The organism is Pseudomonas sp. 01L34, assembly GCF_056400265.1.
The window spans coordinates 385493-406694 of the sequence record NZ_JBFTSX010000005.1 but is presented as its reverse complement, the minus strand read 5'-3'; the positions used below and the strand labels follow the sequence as shown (position 1 = coordinate 406694).

At 60.9% G+C, this 21202-nt stretch carries 20 protein-coding genes; 10 read left to right on the top strand and 10 right to left on the bottom strand.

The window, feature by feature from the left end; genetic code table 11:
• Positions 1-157: 157 nt before the first annotated feature.
• Positions 158-394, top strand: a complete 237-nt coding sequence (locus tag AC1DQM_RS17470) for a hypothetical protein (protein WP_064619929.1) — start codon at positions 158-160, stop codon at positions 392-394.
• A 5-nt stretch (positions 395-399) separates the two neighbouring features.
• On the opposite strand, the gene pdxH is transcribed toward AC1DQM_RS17470, so the two are convergent.
• The 5 genes from pdxH to dinG all read right to left on the bottom strand — a co-directional run bounded on the left by pdxH (position 400) and on the right by dinG (position 8333).
• Positions 400-1047, bottom strand: coding sequence for a pyridoxamine 5'-phosphate oxidase (pdxH, locus tag AC1DQM_RS17465; RefSeq protein WP_018926913.1), 648 nt, complete (start codon positions 1045-1047; stop codon positions 400-402).
• Positions 1048-1071: 24 nt separating this feature from the next.
• Positions 1072-2064, bottom strand: a complete 993-nt coding sequence (locus AC1DQM_RS17460) for an OmpA family protein (RefSeq protein ID WP_086944788.1) — start codon at positions 2062-2064, stop codon at positions 1072-1074.
• Positions 2065-2177: 113 nt separating this feature from the next.
• Entirely contained in the window at positions 2178-3323 is a 1146-nt protein-coding gene (locus AC1DQM_RS17455) for a serine hydrolase domain-containing protein (protein WP_477746580.1), read from the bottom strand.
• Positions 3324-3587: 264 nt separating this feature from the next.
• The gene (locus AC1DQM_RS17450) at positions 3588-6092 is read right to left on the bottom strand and encodes a beta-galactosidase (RefSeq protein WP_111455052.1); all 2505 of its coding nucleotides are present in this window, start codon (positions 6090-6092) and stop codon (positions 3588-3590) included.
• 96 nt (positions 6093-6188) lie between these two features.
• Positions 6189-8333, bottom strand: a complete 2145-nt coding sequence (gene dinG / locus AC1DQM_RS17445; protein ID WP_007935913.1) for an ATP-dependent DNA helicase DinG — start codon at positions 8331-8333, stop codon at positions 6189-6191.
• Positions 8334-8432: 99 nt separating this feature from the next.
• Between dinG and AC1DQM_RS17440 the strand changes: the two genes are divergently transcribed.
• On the top strand, positions 8433-8897 hold the full coding sequence (locus AC1DQM_RS17440) for a CopD family protein (RefSeq protein WP_018926917.1): 465 nt from the start codon (positions 8433-8435) through the stop codon (positions 8895-8897).
• Positions 8898-9059: 162 nt separating this feature from the next.
• Here the strand turns inward: AC1DQM_RS17440 and AC1DQM_RS17435 are convergent, their stop codons facing one another.
• The 4 genes from AC1DQM_RS17435 to AC1DQM_RS17420 all read right to left on the bottom strand — a co-directional run bounded on the left by AC1DQM_RS17435 (position 9060) and on the right by AC1DQM_RS17420 (position 11751).
• Positions 9060-9818, bottom strand: a complete 759-nt coding sequence (locus AC1DQM_RS17435) for a collagen-like triple helix repeat-containing protein (RefSeq protein ID WP_477746579.1) — start codon at positions 9816-9818, stop codon at positions 9060-9062.
• A complete protein-coding gene (locus AC1DQM_RS17430) occupies positions 9811-10089 on the bottom strand; it encodes a DUF1145 domain-containing protein (protein ID WP_018926919.1) in 279 nt (92 codons plus the stop codon). Before AC1DQM_RS17430 ends, AC1DQM_RS17435 begins: the two co-directional genes overlap by 8 nt.
• A 162-nt stretch (positions 10090-10251) precedes the next feature.
• Entirely contained in the window at positions 10252-10965 is a 714-nt protein-coding gene (locus tag AC1DQM_RS17425) for a PA1041 family peptidoglycan-binding anchor lipoprotein (RefSeq protein ID WP_028939242.1), read from the bottom strand.
• Positions 10966-11055: 90 nt separating this feature from the next.
• Positions 11056-11751, bottom strand: a complete 696-nt coding sequence (locus AC1DQM_RS17420) for a PA1041 family peptidoglycan-binding anchor lipoprotein (RefSeq protein WP_026286483.1) — start codon at positions 11749-11751, stop codon at positions 11056-11058.
• A gap of 179 nt (positions 11752-11930) precedes the next feature.
• On the opposite strand from AC1DQM_RS17420, the gene AC1DQM_RS17415 reads away from it, so the two are divergent.
• From AC1DQM_RS17415 to AC1DQM_RS17400, 4 genes are all read left to right on the top strand, one after another.
• Positions 11931-12428, top strand: coding sequence for a DUF6231 family protein (locus tag AC1DQM_RS17415; protein ID WP_477746578.1), 498 nt, complete (start codon positions 11931-11933; stop codon positions 12426-12428).
• A gap of 4 nt (positions 12429-12432) precedes the next feature.
• A complete protein-coding gene (locus AC1DQM_RS17410) occupies positions 12433-12909 on the top strand; it encodes a YchJ family protein (protein WP_111455050.1) in 477 nt (158 codons plus the stop codon).
• An 88-nt stretch (positions 12910-12997) separates the two neighbouring features.
• The gene (locus AC1DQM_RS17405; protein ID WP_477746577.1) at positions 12998-13486 is read left to right on the top strand and encodes an LEA/WHy family protein; all 489 of its coding nucleotides are present in this window, start codon (positions 12998-13000) and stop codon (positions 13484-13486) included.
• Positions 13487-13491: 5 nt separating this feature from the next.
• Positions 13492-13701, top strand: a complete 210-nt coding sequence (locus AC1DQM_RS17400) for an SEC-C metal-binding domain-containing protein (protein ID WP_477746576.1) — start codon at positions 13492-13494, stop codon at positions 13699-13701.
• Positions 13702-13894: 193 nt separating this feature from the next.
• Here the strand turns inward: AC1DQM_RS17400 and AC1DQM_RS17395 are convergent, their stop codons facing one another.
• Complete coding sequence (locus AC1DQM_RS17395) at positions 13895-14452, bottom strand: cysteine hydrolase family protein (protein WP_258671006.1); 558 nt, start codon at positions 14450-14452, stop codon at positions 13895-13897.
• Positions 14453-14653: 201 nt separating this feature from the next.
• On the opposite strand from AC1DQM_RS17395, the gene AC1DQM_RS17390 reads away from it, so the two are divergent.
• The 4 genes from AC1DQM_RS17390 (at position 14654) to AC1DQM_RS17375 (ending at position 21165) form a co-directional block, all read left to right on the top strand.
• Entirely contained in the window at positions 14654-17104 is a 2451-nt protein-coding gene (locus AC1DQM_RS17390; protein ID WP_477746575.1) for a penicillin acylase family protein, read from the top strand.
• A gap of 165 nt (positions 17105-17269) precedes the next feature.
• Complete coding sequence (locus AC1DQM_RS17385; RefSeq protein WP_477746574.1) at positions 17270-18301, top strand: ligase-associated DNA damage response exonuclease; 1032 nt, start codon at positions 17270-17272, stop codon at positions 18299-18301.
• On the top strand, positions 18298-19986 hold the full coding sequence (locus tag AC1DQM_RS17380) for an ATP-dependent DNA ligase (protein WP_477746573.1): 1689 nt from the start codon (positions 18298-18300) through the stop codon (positions 19984-19986). The genes AC1DQM_RS17385 and AC1DQM_RS17380 overlap by 4 nt, the downstream gene beginning before the upstream one ends.
• A gap of 396 nt (positions 19987-20382) precedes the next feature.
• On the top strand, positions 20383-21165 hold the full coding sequence (locus tag AC1DQM_RS17375) for a transporter substrate-binding domain-containing protein (protein ID WP_018926930.1): 783 nt from the start codon (positions 20383-20385) through the stop codon (positions 21163-21165).
• Positions 21166-21202: the final 37 nt, after the last annotated feature.

Below are 21202 nucleotides of genomic sequence, written 5' to 3'. Positions count from 1 at the left end.
CCATAGGACAGGTATCCATTAAAACCCGCAGCTTGACGCCTGTCACGGCATCGCCCGGATAAAATTGGTTTCATTCAGGCCTGGTACAGGCACTTTGCGAACTCACCATACAGTAGCGTCACATTACGAAATCTGCGCCGCTGACCCAAGGAATATCATGGATTACTTCATCATTGTCGTCACGACCATCGCCGGTTTGTACTTCCATTGGTGGTTGTACGTGCGGATAAAACGCTGGGGGGACCGCGATCTGGCGTTGTCACTGGCGGGTAAAGACGAACAAAAAAGAGCCTTCATGCTCCAGCAACTGGCGAACGCTCAAGCGCAGAAGATCAAGCGTCGGGACCTGCCACAGTGGCTAGAGGCCGCTGCGGCAGGGTATCCCGATCGGTAGACCGTTTACGGGGCCAGGCGCTCACGAACCCAGTCAGCACCCTGCAAGCGGTAGTTGAGGCGATCGTGCAGACGGCTCGGACGGCCCTGCCAGAATTCGATGCGCTCGGGTAGCAAGCGATACCCCCCCCAATGCTCGGGGCAGTGCGGCTGGCTATCGCTGAAACGCTGCTCCGTGTCCTTGAGCAGCGCCTCCAGTTCGCCGCGATCGGCGATCACCCGGCTCTGGGGCGACGCCCAGGCACCGAGACGACTGCCCAGAGGGCGAACCTGGTAGTAGGCGTCGGACTCTTCAGGCGTGACCTTCACCACCCGCCCTTCGATGCGCACCTGGCGCTCCAGGGCCGGCCAGAAGAACGTCATGGCTGCAAATGGATTGGCTGCCAATTGCTGCCCCTTGTCGCTCTCGTAGTTGGTGAAGAAGGTGAAGCCCTGCTCGTCCAGGCCCTTGAGCAGCAGAATGCGGCAATGCGGCCGACCGTCCTGATCGACGGTGGCCAACGTCATGGCATTCGCCTCCACCGGTACCTGCTCGGTTTTCACCGCATCGGCAAACCACTGATGGAACAGTGCGAACGGCTCGGCCGGGGCTTGCGCCTCGGTCAAGCCATCTCGGGTGTAATCGCGACGCATATCTGCCAAGGGCCGGGTCATGGCGCATTCCTTTTGGTTAATGAATCACTGCTTTGTGGCATCGGTGGCGGTGGCGCTCTTCGAATCGACAGCGGTTTTAGCCGGTGCGGTCTTTTTCGCGGGTGCCTTTTTGGCTGGAGCCTTGGCGGCCGCTTTCTTGGCCGGTGCCTTTTTCTTCGACGAGGCAGCGGTTTTTTTCGCAGCCGGTTCCGGGGTCACAGGCTTGGCCACTGGCTTGACGTCTTGCGCGACGACTTTGGTTACCGGTGCCGGAGCCGGCATATTGTACTTGCTCAGCAGCGCGGCCATGGTGTCTTGCGGCGTCAACAACAGCTCGACGCGACGGTTCAAGGCGCGACCTTCAGCACTGTCGTTGGCGGCGCGCGGTGCGTCACCGCCCATGCCGCGCAACATCAGGCGATCACGCTGCAGACCGCTGAGACGGAAGATCGCTGCCACCGCCTGGGCGCGTTCCTGGCTCAGTTTCACGTTGGCCGGTGCGGCACCCGACGTATCACTGTGGCCGAGTACCAGCACGGCAGTCTTTGGATCGGCTTCGAGGATTTTCGCGACACGGGTGAACGGAGCGAGGGTCACCGGCAGCAGCATGGCCGGGCGGTCCGGATTGAACGAGCCTTCCACCGGAGCCGTGACGACCAGCACATTTTCACGGCGCTCGAGTTGCAGGTTGCTGCCCTTGACCGCCTCGCGCAGGCGCGGCTCATAGTCGTCAAGCCAGGCTTGGGTGATTTTCGGATCGGGCATCGGCACGGCTGCTTTGGCAGTGCTGGTGCTCTGCTCCTTACCGCCGAACGGCCACCACCATTTGCCTCCGGCATCGGCTTCAGCCTTGGCGACGGGTACTGCGGCAGCAGGTTTCAGGGGTGCCGGGGACGGGGCGGGTTCTTTAGTCGCGACCTTGTCGGATGAACCGAACGGCCACCAACTGCTGCCACCTGCGGCATCATTTTGTGGGGTTTGTGCACAACCGGTGATAGCGAAGCACAGGGCCAGGGCGAGGGTTTTATTGGACGACATTGGGTATCCACAAAATGAGGTAATGAAAAGTCAGCCGGGGCGCCCCCGGCTAAACAGACGCTTTGAAACCACAAAGGCTTTCGGGTTCCAGCCCTGGCCCCCTTAAGCGTGATTTACAGACAAGTGGCCAGTACTCGCACAAGCTTTTGCGCTCGTGGATCCATCAAGACGTACGGCCCCAGCGTATTTGTCACAAAACCGAAGGCCACATCATGTTCCGGATCAGCAAAACCGATGGAGCCGCCAGCACCCGGGTGACCGAACGCCCGTGGGCCGAGGCCGTAGGTGGCGTTGGGTACGTCCGGTTGATCGAGCATGCAACCCAGACCGAAGCGGGTCCGGGTCAATAAAGTCTTGTCTTCGCCAACGCTGTGTTCGCGGGTCAGCTCGTCGAGCATTTCGCTTTCCAGCAGGCTGCCATCGAGCAGTCCGGCGTAGAAACCGGCCAGGCTGCGGGCGTTGCCGTGGCCATTGGCGGCCGGCTGCTGCATGCGCCGCCATTCCGGTTTGTTGGTGCTGGTCATGATCGACGGCGGGTTGGTGAAGGCCCGAGTGGTCATGGCCGTCGGTTCGCGCATGGTCACCTGCAGCAAGCGCTGGGCCGCGACATCGCCGACGTTGCCCTTGCTGCGGGCGATGTGCGCCACGCGATGGAACTCTGAATCGGCCAGGCCGACGTGGAAATCCAGCCCCAAGGGCTTGGCAACCCGCGCCACGATGGACTCGCCCGGCCCACGACCGTCGGCGCGCCGCAGCAATTCACCGACCAGCCAGCCATAGGTGATTGCCGCATAACCGTGACCTTGGCCCGGCGTCCACCAGGGTGCTTCGGCGGCCAAAGCATTGACCATGGTCTGCCAGTCGTAAAGTGCCTCAGGAGACAGCAACTCGCGCAAGGCCGGCAGACCCGCCTGATGGCAGAGCAAGTGGCGCAGCGTCACGGATTCTTTACCGGCGGCGGCAAATTCGGGCCAGTAGCGGGCGACCGGGGCATCGAGTTGCAGCTTGCCTTCAGCCACCAATTGCAGCGCCGTCACGGCGGTGAAGGTTTTGGTGCAGGAGAACAGGTTGGCGATGGTATCGCTGTGCCAAGCCTCATGGCCGTCCTTGTCGGCGGTACCGGCCCAAAGGTCGAGGACGGTTTCACCACCGATCCGGATGCATAACGCCGCGCCGCGTTCCTGAGGATCGTCGAACAGCGCTGCAAACGCTTCACGCACCGCTTCGAACTTAAGCTCGTAATGACCCTGAATCTGCACCCGCAACTCTCCCGGATAAACGCTCTACAAAGTGGCCCGCATTGTTCCAGCCCTTGAGGGATTTGGGAACAGGATCGGGTCGGATGGTCGCCCGGTTATGGAAATGCCGCAGACATCAACGATGCGATCCCTGTGGCGAGGGGGCTTGCCCCCGTTGGGCCGCGAAGCGGCCCCCATGCTTACAGATGCACCGCGAATACAGGTTTTTGCGACCGCTTTGCAGTCGAACGGGGGCAAGCCCCCTCGCCACAGGTGTATCAGGAATCAATGGCCATTGCCCGAATGCCCACCCGCATGCCCAGCGCCCTTGCCCGGGCCTTTGCCTGCCTCGCCCTTCCTGCCACCCTCGACATCGTGACTGGCTTTATCCGCCTCAGCGCTGGCCTTCTCCGCCTCTTTGCCAAGCTGATCGATGATCTGCACATTGCTTTTACGCACACTGTCGACAAAGCCCTGGAACGGCAAATCAGTAATGCCCACCAGACCGAAGTGCCCGTTCTCGCCATCCAGCAGACGACCGGTCACCGGCTGGTCGAGGTACTGGAACCAGTGCACCCCGACAATCGACGGTTCGCTCATCGCCTGTTTGAGGAAGTGAGCGTAAGCCGTGCCGCGGTCTTCCTCCTTCGCCAATTGCGTCACGCCACCCCAGAACGGGCCCCGATCTGCCGAGCCGAAGTTGAATTCGGTGATCAGCACCGGTTTGTCCAGACTGCGCAGTTTGGCGAAGTCGTAACCGTCCTGGGGTTGCAGGGTGTACATGTTGAAGCTCAACACGTCGCAGTATTGTGCACAGGACTCGACTGCCTCCGGGGAACTGACGGCAAAGCGACCACCCAGCAACAACTGGTTCGGCGCGTGCCATTTGAGCGAATCGGAAACGGTCTTGAAGTAGGTGTCGGCGAAGACCTTCTGGAAGTATTTGAAGTCGGCTTCGATTTCCGGGTGTTCGGCGCTCGGCTCCGGCGGCACGAAGCCTGGGTCTTCCATCAACTCCCAGGCAGGCAGATCAATGCCCCAGGCTTTCGACAACCCCGCCTGGTTGCGGTACTTGTCGCGCAGTTGCTTGAGGAAGGCGCGTTTGGCCGGCACGTCGGTGGTCATTTTCAAGGTGCCGTAGGCCAGCGCATAGCGAGCCTTCGGATCATCGCCGGGACCGGCCCAGGCCAGTTCGTTGTCGGCGAAGTAACCGATCAGCCACGGATCGTCGCGATGGTCGCGGGCGGCGATGGCCACGGCGCGTTCGGTGGCCATGGCGAAACGCGGATCGAACGGGTCAGGCATGCCGCCCCACCAATCGGTGCCAGTGCTGATGCTGGCGTAATCGCCGACGATCGATAGCGGCAAGGTGTATGGCACACGGTCAGCGTTACCCAACACCGGTGCGCTCCAGTTGCCGAGGGTGTTGAAACCCCAGGCTTGCAGGCGATCGAGGGTATGACTGGCCCAGCGTTGTTCGTCGACAGTTACTTTGCAGGGTTCGGCAGCCGCCTTTTCGACCGTCGCTTCAACAGCCCCGGTCTTGGCCGCCTCGGCAACACCGGCTCCAGACTCGGTAGGCGCAGGCGCGGCTGATTGCTCGGCGGCCTTTTCAGCCGTCGCCTCTACCGCCTCGGCCTTGGCTGCTTCGGCAACACCAGCCTTAATGTCTCCGCCCGGTGCGCAAGGTTTGCCGTACAGCCGCTGCAGGTTGGCGCCATAAAAATCGTACCAACGACCGGCGTTGTAGGCTCGGCCCTGATCAACACCGTTGCCGCCACGGTTATCGCCTTCGCCATAGTGACTGGCCAAGGGTTCGTCGGGTTTAGGCAGGGACTCGAACATCCACTCGCGCCCGGCGACGTAGGTCTGGTTGACGCTCGGGGTCACGGTGTTGACGCCGAGGGAATAGAACGGATGCCCTTCCGGAGTCACCAGGTACCAGCGGCCATCACGCTTTTCAGTGCGGAAAAAGCCGCTGGCCTTGAACTCTGGGCCTTTGTTCAAGCCGCCGAACTTGTCCAGAGGCGCCTTCTCGCGCTCCGCCAGCCAGGTTTTCAGTTGTTGCTGCTCTTTGCCAGCGGCGGATTTCAGTTGTTCGTCGCTGCTGATCTTCTCCGGCCATTTGGCCCGGGTCGATTGACCGTAAGCGTCCACCAGGCCGCCATAAGCGGCTTTGGTCACGGCCTCGCCGTCCTGCACGCCGAAGCGCTCGAGCAGAATGCTTTGGGCGACTTTCGGCTGATCCATCGACAAGGTCACCGACACCACCTGGCTACGGTCCAGCTCACCGGTACTGCTGGCCAGCAATACACGCTGCCCTTCGAAATTGATCGGCATCGGCGGGCCGGCTTTCATGCCCTGGCTCAGCGGTGAACTCGGCTGCAGCGGTACCAGTAAGGTCTGCGCCGGGCCGGCCGGCAGATCGACACGGCTGACCAGAGTCTTGCCGTCGTTACTCTGGATTTTCACGTACAAGGTCACGGCCCAGTTCATCGCGCTCTGGATCCGCAGGCTCATGACGCCCGACTGCGACCAGTCCCAGGCACCGGTCTGCGGTGTCAGGCGCAAGGTCGGCTGGGCAGCCGGGTTGAAGGTCACGCGACGCAACACTTCACCTTCGGCCGTTTGCTCCGCATTGGATTGCGGCAGGCTGGCGTCCTGGGTCGCCACCTGAACCACGTCGGCGGGACGCACAAAGTTGAACAGCGTCTGCTGGCCGGCGGGGGCCGCCAGCAAAGGGGCTGCGAACATCAAGGCAAAAACGGCGGGCAACGAACGGCGAATCATAAGAACGTGGTTCTCCCTAACGACCATCAATGGGCCAGTGGAAAGGCAGTGGCAGTGAGGTAGACAACGCGGTGGGCAAATTTGCCCACCGGCGCATCAGGAAATTTCACGACGAAATGGCGGCAACGCATTGAGAATAGCTTTGCCGTAGCGCTGTGTGACCAAACGACGGTCAAGCAAGGTGATGGTGCCGCGGTCTTCTTCGGTTCGCAGCAGGCGACCGCAGGCCTGGACCAGTTTCAACGAGGCGTCCGGCACGGAGATTTCCATGAACGGATTGCCGCCACGGGCTTCGATCCACTCAGCCAGCGCGGCTTCGACCGGATCGTCGGGCACCGAGAACGGGATCTTGGCGATCACCACGTGCTCGCAGTAGGCACCGGGCAAATCCACGCCTTCGGCAAAGCTCGCCAGGCCGAACAGCACGCTGGAATCCCCGCCATCGACCCGCGCCTTGTGCTTGTTCAGGGTTTCCTGCTTCGACAGGTTGCCTTGAATGAACACTTGCTTGCGCCAGTCGCGATCCAGCCCGTCGAACACGTCCTGCATCTGTTTGCGCGAGGAGAACAGCACCAGGGTGCCACGGGAGCCCTCGACCAGTTCCGGCAAGTCGCGAATGATCGCCGCCGTATGGGCCGGTGCATCGCGCGGGTCGGCTTTCAGGTCCGGCACCCGTAATACGCCGGCGTCGGCATGATGGAACGGGCTCGGGACCACGGCGGTCACGGCGGTTTTCGGCAGGCCGGCGCGCATGCGGAAACGGTCGAAGGTGCCGAGAGCGGTCAGGGTCGCCGAGGTCACCAGCGCCCCGTAAGCCACGTTCCACAAGTTGCGCCGGAGCATTTCCGCCGCGAGGATCGGGCTGGCATTGACCTCGATGTCGAACAACGAACCGCTTTCGGCCAGCGTCAGCCAACGGGCCATGGGCGGGTTATCTTCCGGGTCTTCGACGGTGAAGGCGGTCCACAACTCCCAGTTTCCCGAAGAGCGCGACAGCAGGCTACCGAACAGCGGATACCACTCTTCGGCCTGGTTGCTGGCGATGCCAATGTTGACCTCGCCGTCCATGCCTTCCTTGAGCAGTTCGGTAAGCCGGGTGAACAGGTCGGTCAGTCGGGCAAAGCCCTTCTTCAACTCGATGCCCATCTCACGCATATGTTCGGGAATCACCCCGCCGACGAAACGGTGACGCGGCCGCTCGCGACCTTCGACGTCTTCGCCGGGCTTGAAGTCGGCGACTTGCTCACAGGCACTGAACATGAACTGCTGCTGGGTCTTGATCTCCCGGGCCAGTTCCGGCACCTGTTCGATCAACTTGCCCAGATCCCCCGGCAGCGGGTGTTGGGCGAGCAATTTGGTGAGGTTCTTGGCGGTGGTCTCCAGCCAGTCGGCGGTGGAGCGCAAGCGTGTGTAATGGGCGAAGTGGCCGATGGCCTTGTCCGGCAGGTGATGACCTTCGTCGAACACGTAGATTGTGTCGCGCGGGTCCGGCAGAACCGCGCCGCCGCCCAGGGCCAGGTCGGCCAGGACCATGTCGTGGTTGGTGACGATCACGTCGACCTTGCCCATGCCTTCGCGGGCCTTGTAGAAGGCGCACTGGCCGAAGTTGGGGCAATGGCGGTTGGTGCACTGGCTGTGATCGGTGGTCAGGCGCGCCCAGTCGGCGTCTTCGAGCGCGGTGGACCAACTGTCGCGGTCGCCGTCCCACTTATTGCCGGCAAGTTTCTCGATCATGCTGGTGAACAGCTTCTGACTGGCCTCATCGACCTCGATCTTGAAGCCTTCTTCTTCGAACAGCTGTGCGGTAGCGGTTTGCGCGTGACCTTCCTGGAGCAACATGTCGAGCTTGGACAGGCACATGTAGCGCCCCCGCCCCTTGGCCAGGGCGAAGCTGAAATTCAGCCCGCTATTGCGCATCAGGTCGGGCAAATCCTTGTAGACGATCTGTTCTTGCAGGGCCACGGTGGCCGTGGCGATCACCAGACGCTTGCCAGCGGCCTTGGCGGCGGGGATCGCCGCCAGGCTGTAGGCCACGGTTTTGCCGGTACCGGTGCCGGCTTCCACCGCGACAATCGCGGGGTCGCCACTGCGCCGGCCTTCGTCGTCGGTGTCGATGTCACCGAGGACTTTGGCGATTTCGGCGATCATCAGGCGTTGGCCGTAGCGCGGCTTGAGGCTCTTGGCTTCGAGAAAACGCGAGTAGGCGCCCTGGATCGTGGTTTTGAGTTCAGTGCTGATCATTGATTGTCGGGCGCAAAAAACGCTGGATAAATTTTCAGTGGTTCGGATCGGCCGCTATCATACCCCGCTAATTAATCCCGCGCAGAACGGAGTACCCCAATGACACCTTTTGGCATCGTTTATACCCTGCATGTCCTGGCCGCCCTGGTCTGGGTCGGCGGCATGTTTTTCGCCTGGATGGTCCTTCGCCCTGCGGCGATGAAGGCGCTGGAAGGCCCTGCCCGGCTGAAGCTGTGGGTGGAAGTGTTTCAAGGTTTTTTCCGCTGGGTCTGGGTCGCGGTGGTGCTTTTGCCGATCAGCGGTGTGGGCATGATTCATTTGCAGTTCGCCGGGTTTGAAGCGGCACCGCGGTATGTGCAGGCGATGATGGGATTGTATGTGGTGATGACCGCGTTGTTTATCCGGATTCAGGCGTTGCTGCTGCCGGAACTGCGCACGGCGGTGGCGGCTGAGGATTGGCCGACGGGCGCGGCGACGCTGGGCAAGATTCGCCGGTTGGTGGGGATTAACCTGATGGTCGGGTTGGTGCTGGTGGCGATTGCTGCGGCTCGGCCGATGTTCTGAGCAATGCATAGTCTCTGTGGCGAGGGAGCTTGCTCCCGCTCGGCTGCGTAGCAGTCGTAATCGATCACTGCGCACGTTCTGAAAAAACAGGGTCGCCGGCTTTGGGGCCGCTTCGCGACCCAGCGGGAGCAAGCTCCCTCGCCACGGGGTTCTCGGTCGTTCTTACAACCGCTGAATGCTCACCGAGCCTGCCGCCCCGGCAGGCCCAGGCTGGCCATCGGCACCGGGGCGACCGCTCTTGCCGCCATCGGCTTTATAGACAATGCAGCCCTTGGCCTTGCCGCCCGCCCCCGGTTTGCCACCCGGTCCGGCCGCGCCACCAACTCCGCCCGCCACCTCGACCTTGATCTGCTCCGCCGGATAGTCACGCGGCACTTCCAGTCGAACCAGCGCCCCCGGCGCACCGGGTTGGCCGTCGCTGCCGTCACTGCCATCGAAGCCGCGACCGGCCTGGCCCCAGGTGCAACCCGGTGCTTGGCCGTTGGCCCCGTCAAGACCGACAAAACCCGGGGCGCCCGCGCCACCGCGAGCGTCTACCGACAATTGCGGCGCCTTCAGCGCTTTGATCTGCAAATTCAGATCGCGCCCGGAGCGGGCAGCCTTGAGATAAGTCCCGGGGGCGCCCCGCGCGGTGATCTGGCTGCCTTCGGCCAACTCGGCCCGGCTGACCTTCAACGCCAGAGCCTGTTCGCTCGGCACAATGGCGATCCGCGCTTCGCGTCCCAGGTGCAGCTCGCCGACCGTCACTTCGGTCACGTTCGAGGGAATCAGCAAGGTGCCGTAATCGGCGACTTCCAGTCGTTCCAGTTGCAGGGAGCTGGCGGTGTTGGGCAAGCGCATCAGCGAGTTGGTTTCAACACTCACCACCTGAGCGCAGGCCAATGGGCTGATGAGTGCGGCGAGCAGACAGAGTTTACGCATGGGAAGCCTTCGCAGTGGCCGGGGCCGGAATGGTTTGCAGGTGGAAAACGCCGAAAAAGACAATCTTCAGGCGATCACGCCAGGGGTGGGCTCGACCTTTGAGGCTGCGATTGCAGAACACCAGCTCCAGAAGATGAGCCAGCGCCAACAGGCTGCCAGCCAGATCGACCAACAGGTGCAGTGGACGAACAAACGGTATGAGCAGATTGACCAGCACCACCAACCAGAACAGCAGGGTCAACAACTTCCCCAGCCCCCAAAACACCTTCATACGCTCCCCCGTCGAGAATTATTATTTGCACGCACCATAACGGCTTACACGCGGGATAAGCCAGAGGGCAACGGAAAATTCTTCCGAAAGGCATCGAATGGCCGCCGGGTCAACCTTGACGGCCATCCGACGGCTCTATCACGGGCCTCTTGATCACGGAGCCTAGCGATTGATGTGCAACTCCACACGACGGTTTTTTGCCCGCCCTTCTTCCGTATCATTGTCAGCCACCGGCTGGGTTTCACCCCGTCCTTCGCTGGTGAGTTTGTTCGGCGCCAGCCCCCGGCTCAACAGGTAGGCCGCCACGCTGCTGGCACGACGTTCCGACAGCTTCTGGTTATAGGCGTCCGAACCCTGACTGTCGGTATGGCCGACGACCTTGACGCTCACCACATCGGCACTCTGCAATTTGGGCATCAACGAATCCAGCTCGCTGCGTGCCTCGGGCGTCAGGTCGGATTTGTTGTACGCGAACAACACATTACTGCTCAGCGTGATGACTTCGGATACCGGCGGTTCAGCAGGTTTTACGCTGGCCGGATATTGCGGTAGCGGGCAACCGTGATGATCGACAGGTGTATTGGCAGGCGTATCGGGGCAACGATCGCGTCGATCGAAAACACCATCACCGTCCTCGTCGCCATCCTGGGCGTAACAGACCAAGCCACCGGTCAAGATACCGAGCGCCGCTCCACCTGCCGCCCAACCGCCACTTTCGATCGCGCCCAAACCGCCGCCAACCAGTCCGCCAATGACACTGCAGATCGGCCAGGTTCGTTGATTCAAGGGGGCGGTGCCATCGCTGTGAGTCGCGCAGCCGGTCAGAAGACTACCAAGCAGTAGAACCGGCAAGACGGTCCTTGTGAGAACGCTCATTGTGAATGCTCCTGTGTCACCGGCCCATACCGGTCACACAGGAGTAAAGACCCGCATCCGCGACTGCACAAGCCGCGGAATACAAGGGGGTTAGCGGTCGATTTTGATTTCCGTACGCCGGTTCAGCGCACGGCCTTCAGCGGTTTTGTTATCGGCCACCGGCTGGCTTTCACCGGCACCGGTCACAGACACGAAACTGCTGCGTGGCACGCCTTGGGAAATCAGGTACTCCACCACCGAATGGGCGCGTTTGTCCGACAGTTTCTGGTTGTATTTATCGCTGCCGACGCTGTCGGTATGACCGGTCACGGTCAACCGGGCGCTGGCGGGCTCCTGTTTCAGGCGCGTAGCAACGGTGTTGAGTACCTCTTTATCGGAAGGAGTGAGCTTGGACGAGTCGAACTGGAAGTGAACATCACGGATAACGATGACTTCTTCCTTGACCACCGCCTTCTCTTCGACCACCGGTGCAGGCGCGGGTGGAGGACAGCCGTCGGCATCGACTCGCACGCCTCTCGGTGTGTGAGGGCACTTGTCGCGGCTGTCCGGCACACCATCGCCGTCTTCGTCGCCATCGCCATGCACCCAGCAATAAGCCGCTGCCGTGCCGCCGACCAACAGCGCGCCATACCCCGCCCATGAAGAGCTCTCTGTCGCACCGAGCCCTGCACCGACGACACCACCGACCGCCGCACAGGTCGGCCAGTCGGTTTTCTGCAAACCTGCGCAACCAGTTAACACACTGGTTAGCAGAACCAAAGGTAATGCTGTCCGAACTATGCTCATCTAGTTTTCTCCTGAGGGATCGGCTAATAACCGATTTCAAGGAGTAAAGACCGGACTTTTAATCTCCGCCAGCAATAGGCCATTGCTGTTTTGCCTTATGTTCACGGAAGATCGGCGCTTTTTGCTTAAACACGCTCGACAAGACACGTTAATCTTGGCGTTCTGATTGAGGATCTTCGATGACTGCAAGTATTTCTTCGCGCACGCCCCAGCAGGCGTTGGCCGCATTGCTTGATCGTTACGCCCCGACGCGTCTGTTGCTGATTGGCGCCAGTGAGTTCCCCGCGCTCGAGGCATTCAAACTCGCGCACCCGGACAGCATCGTGGCTTTTGCCGCACCCGGAGCATTGCCGACCGAACTGGCGGCGCAGCGGTTTGATCTGGCGCTGGTGGTCGATTGCCTCGAACACTTGCCCAAGCGCGACGGCCTGAATCTGCTCGGCGGGATACGCAACCTCAATGCCAGTCGCATTGCGGTGTTGGCCGACTTGCCCGCCAGCGGTTGGCAGGAGACGGATTTTTTCTCCCTGGCCCTGCAAGCCAGCGAACGCTTCCAGCGCGACGATCAAGTGTTGACGTTGTTTACCTACGATCTGCTTGACTACAAACAGGTACCCGACTGGCTCAACTCACGCTTCTGGGCCAATCCGGAAAACTTCGGGAAATACTGGTGGTAACGCAATGAGTACATCCATTTGCCCTTGCGGCAGCGGCACGCTGCTCGATGCCTGCTGCGGTCATTACCATGCCGGCCATCCGGCCCCCAGCGCCGAAGTCCTGATGCGTTCGCGCTACAGCGCCTATGTGCTGGGGCTGGTCGATTATCTGGTAGCGACCACCCTGCCCGTGCAACAGGCCGGCCTGGATCGCCAGTCGATAAGCGACTGGAGCGCCCAGAGCACCTGGCTGGGCCTGGAAGTGGAAGGCGCCGAGGTCTTCGGCGGCCAGCCGGAGCACGCCTTCGTCACCTTCACCGCTCGCTGGCACGACGGCAGCGGCGAACACAGCCACCGCGAACGTTCGTCATTCGTGCAGAACGCCGGCCGCTGGTACTTCATCGACCCTACGGTGCCGCTCAAGGCCGGGCGCAACGATGCGTGCCCGTGCGCCAGCGGGCAGAAGTTCAAGAAGTGCTGCGCGAGTTATTTCGGCGCTTGAGATGCCCCCTGTAGCAGCTGCCGAAAGCTGCGTTCGGCCGTAGCAGCTGCTACAGCGAGGCAGCTGCTACAAAGGGAGAAACACGACCATGATCACCGGACGATTCGCGCTCTATCTGTTCACTTTGCTGCTTCTGTTTTCAGGAGTCGGCGGCTGCGCCTCATGGTTCAGCAACGACTTGCCAGACCCGCAAGTGCATCTGGTCAAGGTCGAGGTGGTCCGGGCCAAGTTGCTGGAGCAGAAATTCCTGCTGCATTTTCGCGTCGACAACCCCAATGACGAAGACCTGACGGTGCGCGCCCTGGAATATCGCATTCATCTGGGGGACGTCCTGCTGACCAAAGGCGAGCACGAACATTGGTTCACCGTCGGCCCCAAGCACAGTGCCTACTTCAAGGTGCCGATCCGCACCAACCTGTGGCCCAGGGTTCGGGATGTGGTGAAACTGCTGAAAAAACCCGAGCAACCGATTCCCTATCGTCTGGAAGGCACACTTGAAACCGGTTTATTCATCGCACACTACGTGCACCTGGCGCGCAATGGCGTGATAATCGCCGCCGATTTAATTCCGGAGTGACCCCGATGACCCAGCAACCCCACGTCCATGGCCCTGACTGCAACCACGATCATGACCATCGCGACCACCATGATCACGACCATGGCCATGTCCACGGCCCAAACTGCGGCCACGCCCACCAGGAACCGGTGCGCAATGCTCTGAAAGACGTCGGCCGCAACGACCCTTGCCCCTGCGGCAACGGCAAGAAATTCAAGAAGTGCCACGGGGCTTGAGGCTTCGGGCGAATCACTTCTTCGCCTGTTGAATCGCAAATCCCTGTAGGAGCGAGGCTTGCCCGCGAAAAGGGCGCCACGATCAATCAGAAAAACCGCGTCATCGTTCTTCGCGGGCAAGCCTCGCTCCTACAAGTTGATCTGCACCCCAAAAGTTGGACACCAATCCTAATTTTGGGGTCAGTTCAAGGTTTCAGTCGATCATGAGAATGCTCGCGGCGCTAACGACCGTCGCATATTCCCCATGCAGATTCCCCAGCGACATCGCATGCACTTCTTCAGCTGAATGGGCATTGCCGAAAAAGTCCGCCTTGTCGAAGGTAAAGCACGCATCCTCCACAACCCACGCCTCAAACCCCAGATTCCCAGCCGTTCGCGCCGTGGATTCCACCGAGTTGTGCGTCGCCACGCCAACGATGATCAACTGATCGATCCCCGCCTCGCGCAAACTCGCTTCCAGCCCGGTCGAGCAAAACGCATCCGGCACTTGTTTCTGTATCAGCCACTCACCGATCGATGGCTGGAAGCGCTCCTGAAACTCCACCCCCGATTGCTGCGGCCAGAACACCGAATCCACAGAGCGGGACAGGTGCTGCACATGAATCACCGGCCGCCCGGTGCGACGCCAATGCCCCAATAACTCCAGGATGCGCTCTTCGGCCTGAGGGTTGTTTCGACGGCCCAACTTGGGATGCAGGATGCCTTTTTGTTGATCGATGATGATCAGCGCCGCGTTTGTCTTAAGTTCCATGCCGACTTTTCCCATGCGAGGCCATTGAATTTGCCGCACTTCAGCATCGCCTCTTGCTACCGGCAAGCCATCAAACGCAAACAGGACGACCTGATGCCGGCGATCACCGAAAAGAAATAACCCAGCCGCAGCTTGCGCGTCCACCTCCTGCTCACTAACGTAGCGCCTTTGTCGCGTCACTACCCCCGCAGGAGCTTTGCCATGGCCTCGCCAGCCCTTACACATTTTCTTCCCCGGTTCGGCGTTGCCGCAGCAGTGGCCGGTGTTTTGAGCCTGACCGGTTGTCAGACATGGAACGCCCAGGACACCCTCCCGCCCACCTCCGGCGTGCAAGCGCTGAAGGGCCTGGCGCAAAACGTTTCGGTTCGCCGCAATGCCATGGGCATGCCGCTGATCGAGAGCAACAGCTTCCACGATGCGCTGTTCACCCTCGGCTACGTGCACGCCAGCGACCGCATCAGCCAAATGGTCACTCTGCGCCTGTTGGCCCAGGGCCGTCTGGCGGAAATGTCCGGCGCGGACCTGCTCGATGCCGACCGCTACATGCGTGCGATCAACCTGAAGAAAAGCGCGGATGAGCTGTATAAGGCCTCGTCGCCACGCCTCAAGCGTTTCTTCGAAGTCTATGCCCGCGGGGTCAATGCCTACCTGTTCCGCTACCGCGACAAGCTGCCGGCGGACCTCGCGGCCACTGGCTACAAACCTGAATACTGGAAACCGGAAGATTCGGCGCTGATGTTCTGCCTGCTGAACTTCAGCCAGTCGGCGAACCTGCCGGAAGAAATTTCCTCGCTGATGCTGGCCCAGACTGTCAGCACCGACAAACTGGCGTGGCTGACCCCGTCCGCTCCCGACGAAAAACTGCCGGTGGCTGAAGCGGATAAACTTCAGGGCATCAAACTCACCGGACAAATCCCGGGGCTGAACGAAATCAGCAAAGCCACCGGTCAACTGTCGGATCTGAATCTGCTGAGCGCTACCTCCTCGAACAACTGGGCGATCGCCCCGCAACGCAGCCGCAGCGGTAAGAGCCTGCTGGCCAGCGACAGCCATGGACCGTTGGGCGTCCCGTCGCTGTTCAGTTACGTGCAGATTCGCGCGCCGAAATACCACGCCTCCGGCGTAACCATTGCCGGGTTACCGATGGTGCTCGCTGGTTTCAACGGCAAAGTGGCGTGGAGCATGACCTCGGTCATGGGCGACAACCAGGACGTGTTCCTGGAAAAAATCAAACGCCAGGGCAATGGCCTTTCCTACGAAGTGGGCGGCAAATGGCAGCAGGCGATCGTGCGCAACGAAACCTATTTCGTCAAAGGCCAGCGGCCGATTCGCGAAGCGGTGTACGAAACCCGCCATGGGCCACTGCTCAACAGCGCTCAGGGCACGGCGCTGGCGAATGGTTTCGGCCTGGCCCTGCAGGCGCCGGACTTCACCGATGACAAAACCCTGGACGCCTTTTTCGACCTGTCCCGAGCGCAGAGTACCGAGAGAGCGTCGGACGCTAGCCGTGAAATCCGCGCCATAGCCCTGAATCTGGTGTTTGCCGATGCCAGCAATATCGGCTGGCAAGTCACCGGTCGCTACCCGAACCGTCGCGAAGGCGAAGGCTTGCTGCCGTCGCCGGGCTGGGAAGGTCGCTACGACTGGGACGGTTACGCCGACCCGATGCTCCATCCGTATGACCAGGACCCGGCGCAGGGCTGGCTCGGCACCGCCAACCAGCGGGTCATTCCCCATGGCTACGGCATGCAGCTGTCCAATTCCTGGGCGGCGCCGGAGCGTGGCGAACGCATGGCCGAACTGGCGGGCGTGGGCAAACACGACACCCGCAGCCTGATCGCCATGCAATACGACCAGACCACCACCTTCGCCGCCAAGCTGAAGAAGATGTTTGAAGCGCCGGGCATGGCCCAGCCACTCAAGCAGGCCATCGAAGCGTTGCCGGTGGCCGATCGCGGCAAGGCTCGCGAGGCGTATACCCGCTTGATGGCCTTCGACGGCAAACTCAGCCCGACCTCCGCCGACGCGGCGATTTACGAGCTGTTCCTGCAGGAAAGCACCAAACAGATTTTCCTCGACGAACTGGGCCCGGAAAGCAGCCCGGCGTGGAAAGCCTTTATCGCCAACGGCAAATTATCCTACGCGGCCCAGGCCGATCATCTGCTTGGGCGTGAGGACAGTCCGTTCTGGGATGACGTGCGCACCGCGCAGAAAGAAGACAAACCGGCGATCCTGGCCCGTAGCCTGGCGGCTGCGATCAGCGCGGGTGACAGCCAGTTGGGCGGCGATCACAAAGCCTGGCAGTGGGGCAAACTGCACCGCTACGAGTGGAAAAACGCCAGCGGCCAGACCGTGCGCGGTCCGCTGGCGGCCGGCGGCGATCACACCACGCTCAACACCGCCTCGTTCGCCTGGGGTCAGGACTTCAACACCACGCAGGCCCCGGCCATGCGCTTTATTGTCGACTTCGGCCAGGCCGAACCGCTGATGGGCCAGAACGCTACCGGCCAATCCGGCAACCCGGCCAGCCCGCACTATCTCGACAGCGTCGATCCATGGCTCAAGGGTCAATACATGAGCCTGCCGATGCAGCCGCAGAACTTTGACAAGGTGTATGGCAAGACGCGGTTGACGCTGACGCCTGGCAAGTAACATCAAAAGATCGCAGCCTGCGGCGGCGCCTACAGGGGATTCGCACCCATCTGTAAGCGCTGCCGCAGGCTGCGATCTTTTGTTATTAATCTCTGTGAAAATAAATAGAACTTCTCGTTTCGGGCAAACCTCCTAGCTAACAGGCCTCTCCATTCTGGTAACAATATGGACCTTGTTATCGCACGTCCTGAAGGTTTGTACTGCCCACCCGGGGATTTCTATATCGACCCGTGGCGCCCCGTCGAGCGCTCAGTCATCACCCACGCTCATAGCGACCATGCTCGCCGTGGCAACCAACACTATCTGGCGGCGGCACCGGGTGCGGGCATTCTGCGCGCGCAGCTGGGCCAGGACATCAACCTGCAAACGCTGCCCTATGGCGAGCCATTGCTGCACCATGGCGTAAAACTGAGTTTTCACCCCGCAGGCCACATGCTCGGCTCAGCCCAGGTGCGGCTGGAATGCGGCGGTGAGGTTTGGGTTGCCTCCGGTGATTACAAAACAGAGCCCGACGGCACCTGTGCACCGTTCGAACCGGTGCGCTGTCACACCTTCATCACAGAATCGACGTACGGCCTGCCAATTTACCGTTGGCAACCCCAGGCGCAGATCCTTGCCGAGATCAATCAGTGGTGGCAGTCCAACGCCGCAGTCGATAAAACCAGCGTGCTGCTCTGTCATGCTTTCGACAAGGCTCAGCGGATTCTTCATGGCCTCGATGCCGGCCTGGGCCCCATCCTGGTGCATGGTGCGGTTGAGCCGATCAATCAGTTTTATCGTCAGAGCGGCATTCATTTACCGCCAACGATTTATGCCAGCGAAGTAAAAAAGCAGGACCCGATGATGCGCAAAGCTCTGGTCCTCGCGCCGCCTGCAACGGGTACCAGCAATTGGGTACGGCGCTTCGGTGACTACAGCGATGCCCTCGCCAGCGGTTGGATGCGTTTGCGCGGCACGCAGCGGCGGCATGGCGTGGATCGTGGTTTCGTGTTGTCCGATCACGCCGATTGGCCCGGCCTGCTCTGGGCCATCGAACAGTCCGGGGCCGAGCGGGTGAAGGTCACCCATGGATCGATCGGAGTGCTGGTACGGCATCTGCGCGAACAGGGCCTCGATGCCATGGGGTTGCGCACCGAATACGGCGACGGTGAGAACAATGCAGCCTTCGAACCCGAGAGCGCCGAGGTGCAGGCATGAAAGCCTTCGCCGAGCTGTATGCCGAACTCGATGCCACCACCTCAAGCGACGCCAAACTGGCGGCGATGCAGCATTACTTCGCCCAGGCCACGCCCGAAGATGCCGCCTGGGCGGTGTATTTGCTGGCCGGCGGGCGGCTTCGGCAATGGGTGCCGGTACGGGTGCTGCGCGACATGGCAATCGCGTGTTCCGGGCTCTCGCCCTGGTTGTTCGAGGAAAGCTACCAGGCGGTGGGTGATCTGGCGGAAACCATTTCGCTGGTGCTGCCCGAAACGCCTCACACGTCTACCGACAGACTGACGGTGTGGATTGAGGACAAACTGTTGCCACTGCGCAGCGCGCCCCCGCGGGTCCTCGCTGAACGCCTGCCCGCGCTGTGGGCGCAACTGGATCGCCAGGGCCTGATGCTGTGCATCAAACTGATCACCGGCAGTTTCCGTGTCGGTGTCTCAAAATCGCTGGTCACCCGCGCCGTGGCAGCAATGGCCGGGCTCGACGGCAAACGCGTGGCCCAGCGACTGGTGGGTTACACCGACCCGTCGCACCGCCCGAATGCCGCCAGTTACCTGAAGCTGATTGCCCCCGAAGCACCCGATGAACACGACCAACGGGGTGGCCAACCCTACCCGTTCTTCCTTGCCCATGCGTTGTCGCAACCGGTTGAGCAGTTCGGAGCGCTGCTCGGCCCGGCCAGCCAATGGCAAGTGGAGTGGAAATGGGACGGCATCCGCGCCCAAGTGGTCAAGCGCGATGGGCGCTTGTGGGTCTGGTCGCGAGGCGAAGAACTGGTGACCGAACGGTTCCCCGAACTGGGCAGCCTGATTCACGACTTGCCCGACGGCACGGTGATCGACGGTGAAATCGTCGCCTGGAAAACCGCGCCCTCGGGCTCTGGGAACGCTTGCGAGCGGCAATCGCCTGCGTCGCTGGCGGTGCAGCCTTTCGCCCTGCTGCAAAAACGCAGCAGCCGTCACACGCTGGACAAGAAAATCCTCGATGAGGTGCCCGTGGTCATTCAGGCCTTTGACCTGCTCGAATGGCAGGGCCAGGATTTGCGCAACCAGACTCAGGCCATGCGCCGCACTCAGTTGGAACACCTCGTCACCACCTGCGCAAACCCGGTGTTACTTGCCTCGCCCATGTTGATCGGCGAAGACTGGTTCGACCTCGCCCGCCAACGGGAAGCCTCTCGCAAACTGAAGGTCGAAGGCATGATGCTCAAGGCCCGCGATGCGCAGTATGGCGTCGGGCGGAACAAAGACACGGGCGCGTGGTGGAAATGGAAAGTCGACCCGTTCAGTGTCGATGCGGTGCTGATCCATGCGCAGCAGGGTCATGGCCGCCAGGCCAGTCTCTACACTGATTACACTTTCGCCGTTTGGGACGGCCCACCCTGTGCCTGCGAGCGGACACTGGTGCCTTTCGCCAAGGCCTACTCCGGGTTGACCAACGAAGAAATCCGCCAGATCGACAGCCTCGTGCGCAAGACCACGGTGGAAAAGTCCGGATCTGTGATCCGTGTGAAACCAAGCCTGGTGTTTGAGCTGGGATTCGAGAGCATTGCCCCGTCGAAACGGCACCCGAGCGGGATTGCAGTGCGGTTTCCCCGGATATTGCGCTGGCGGCAGGACAAGTCGGTGGAAGAAGCTGACAGCCTGGCGACGTTGCGGGATTTACTGGCTTGACCCGACTCTTGTGGCCCTGCCTTTGTAGCAGCTGGCGAAGCCTGCGTTCGGCGGCGCAGCCGTCGTGCATCCAGCTGATGCGGTCCGCCTGACGCACCGCAAGTTCTGATTTTTCGACTGCTGCGCAGCCGAACGCAGCCTCGCAGGCTCGACAGCTGCTACACAAATAGCATCAAGATTTAATGGGTATCAGCTTCCCTGTGCACCATCCAGACGCAAGAATCTGGCAGCGCCCGTTTTCGTGCACAAATCGCGCTTTGCCATTTCCTGTGTCACCTTTTAAAACGCTTGTTCGGGACTCTGGTTCGGAAATTGCTACTTTTAATAGGTCTTACGCTTTTCAGTAACAGTACTTCTGCGCCACAAGCGCTCATATTGGTTCTTAGGGATTGAATAATGAAAAAAGCATTGCTGACCCTTTCTGCACTGGCGTTGTGCATGGCTGCCGGCTCCGCGCTGGCAAAGGAATACAAAGAATTGCGTTTTGGTGTTGACCCTTCCTATGCGCCGTTCGAATCCAAGGCAGCCGACGGCAGCCTGGTGGGCTTCGACATCGACCTGGGCAATGCAATCTGCGCCGAGCTGAAGGTCAAGTGCAAATGGGTCGAAAGCGATTTCGACGGCATGATTCCAGGCCTCAAGGCCAATAAATTCGACGGTGTGATCTCTTCGATGACCGTCACGCCGGCTCGCGAAAAAGTCATCGACTTCTCCAGTGAGCTGTTCTCCGGCCCTACCGCCTACGTGTTCAAGAAGGGCTCCGGCCTCACCACTGACGTCGCCACGCTGAAGGGTAAAACCGTCGGTTACGAGCAAGGCACCATTCAGGAAGCCTATGCCAAAGCCGTGCTGGACAAGGCCGGCGTGAAAACCCAGGCCTACGCCAACCAGGATCAGGTGTATTCCGACCTGACTTCCGGTCGTCTCGACGCCGCGATCCAGGACATGCTGCAAGCCGAACTGGGCTTCCTGAAGTCGCCAAAAGGCGCCGATTACGAAGTCAGCAAGCCTGTCGACAGCGAATTGCTGCCAGCCAAAACTGCTGTCGGTATCTCGAAAGGTAACAAAGACCTCAAGGCACTTCTGGACAAAGGTATCAAAGCGTTACACGACGATGGCACCTACGCCACCATTCAGAAGAAACACTTTGGCGATCTGAATCTGTACAGCGGCAAGTAATGCCCGGCGCCCATCTCGCGATGGGCGCTTTTTTCAC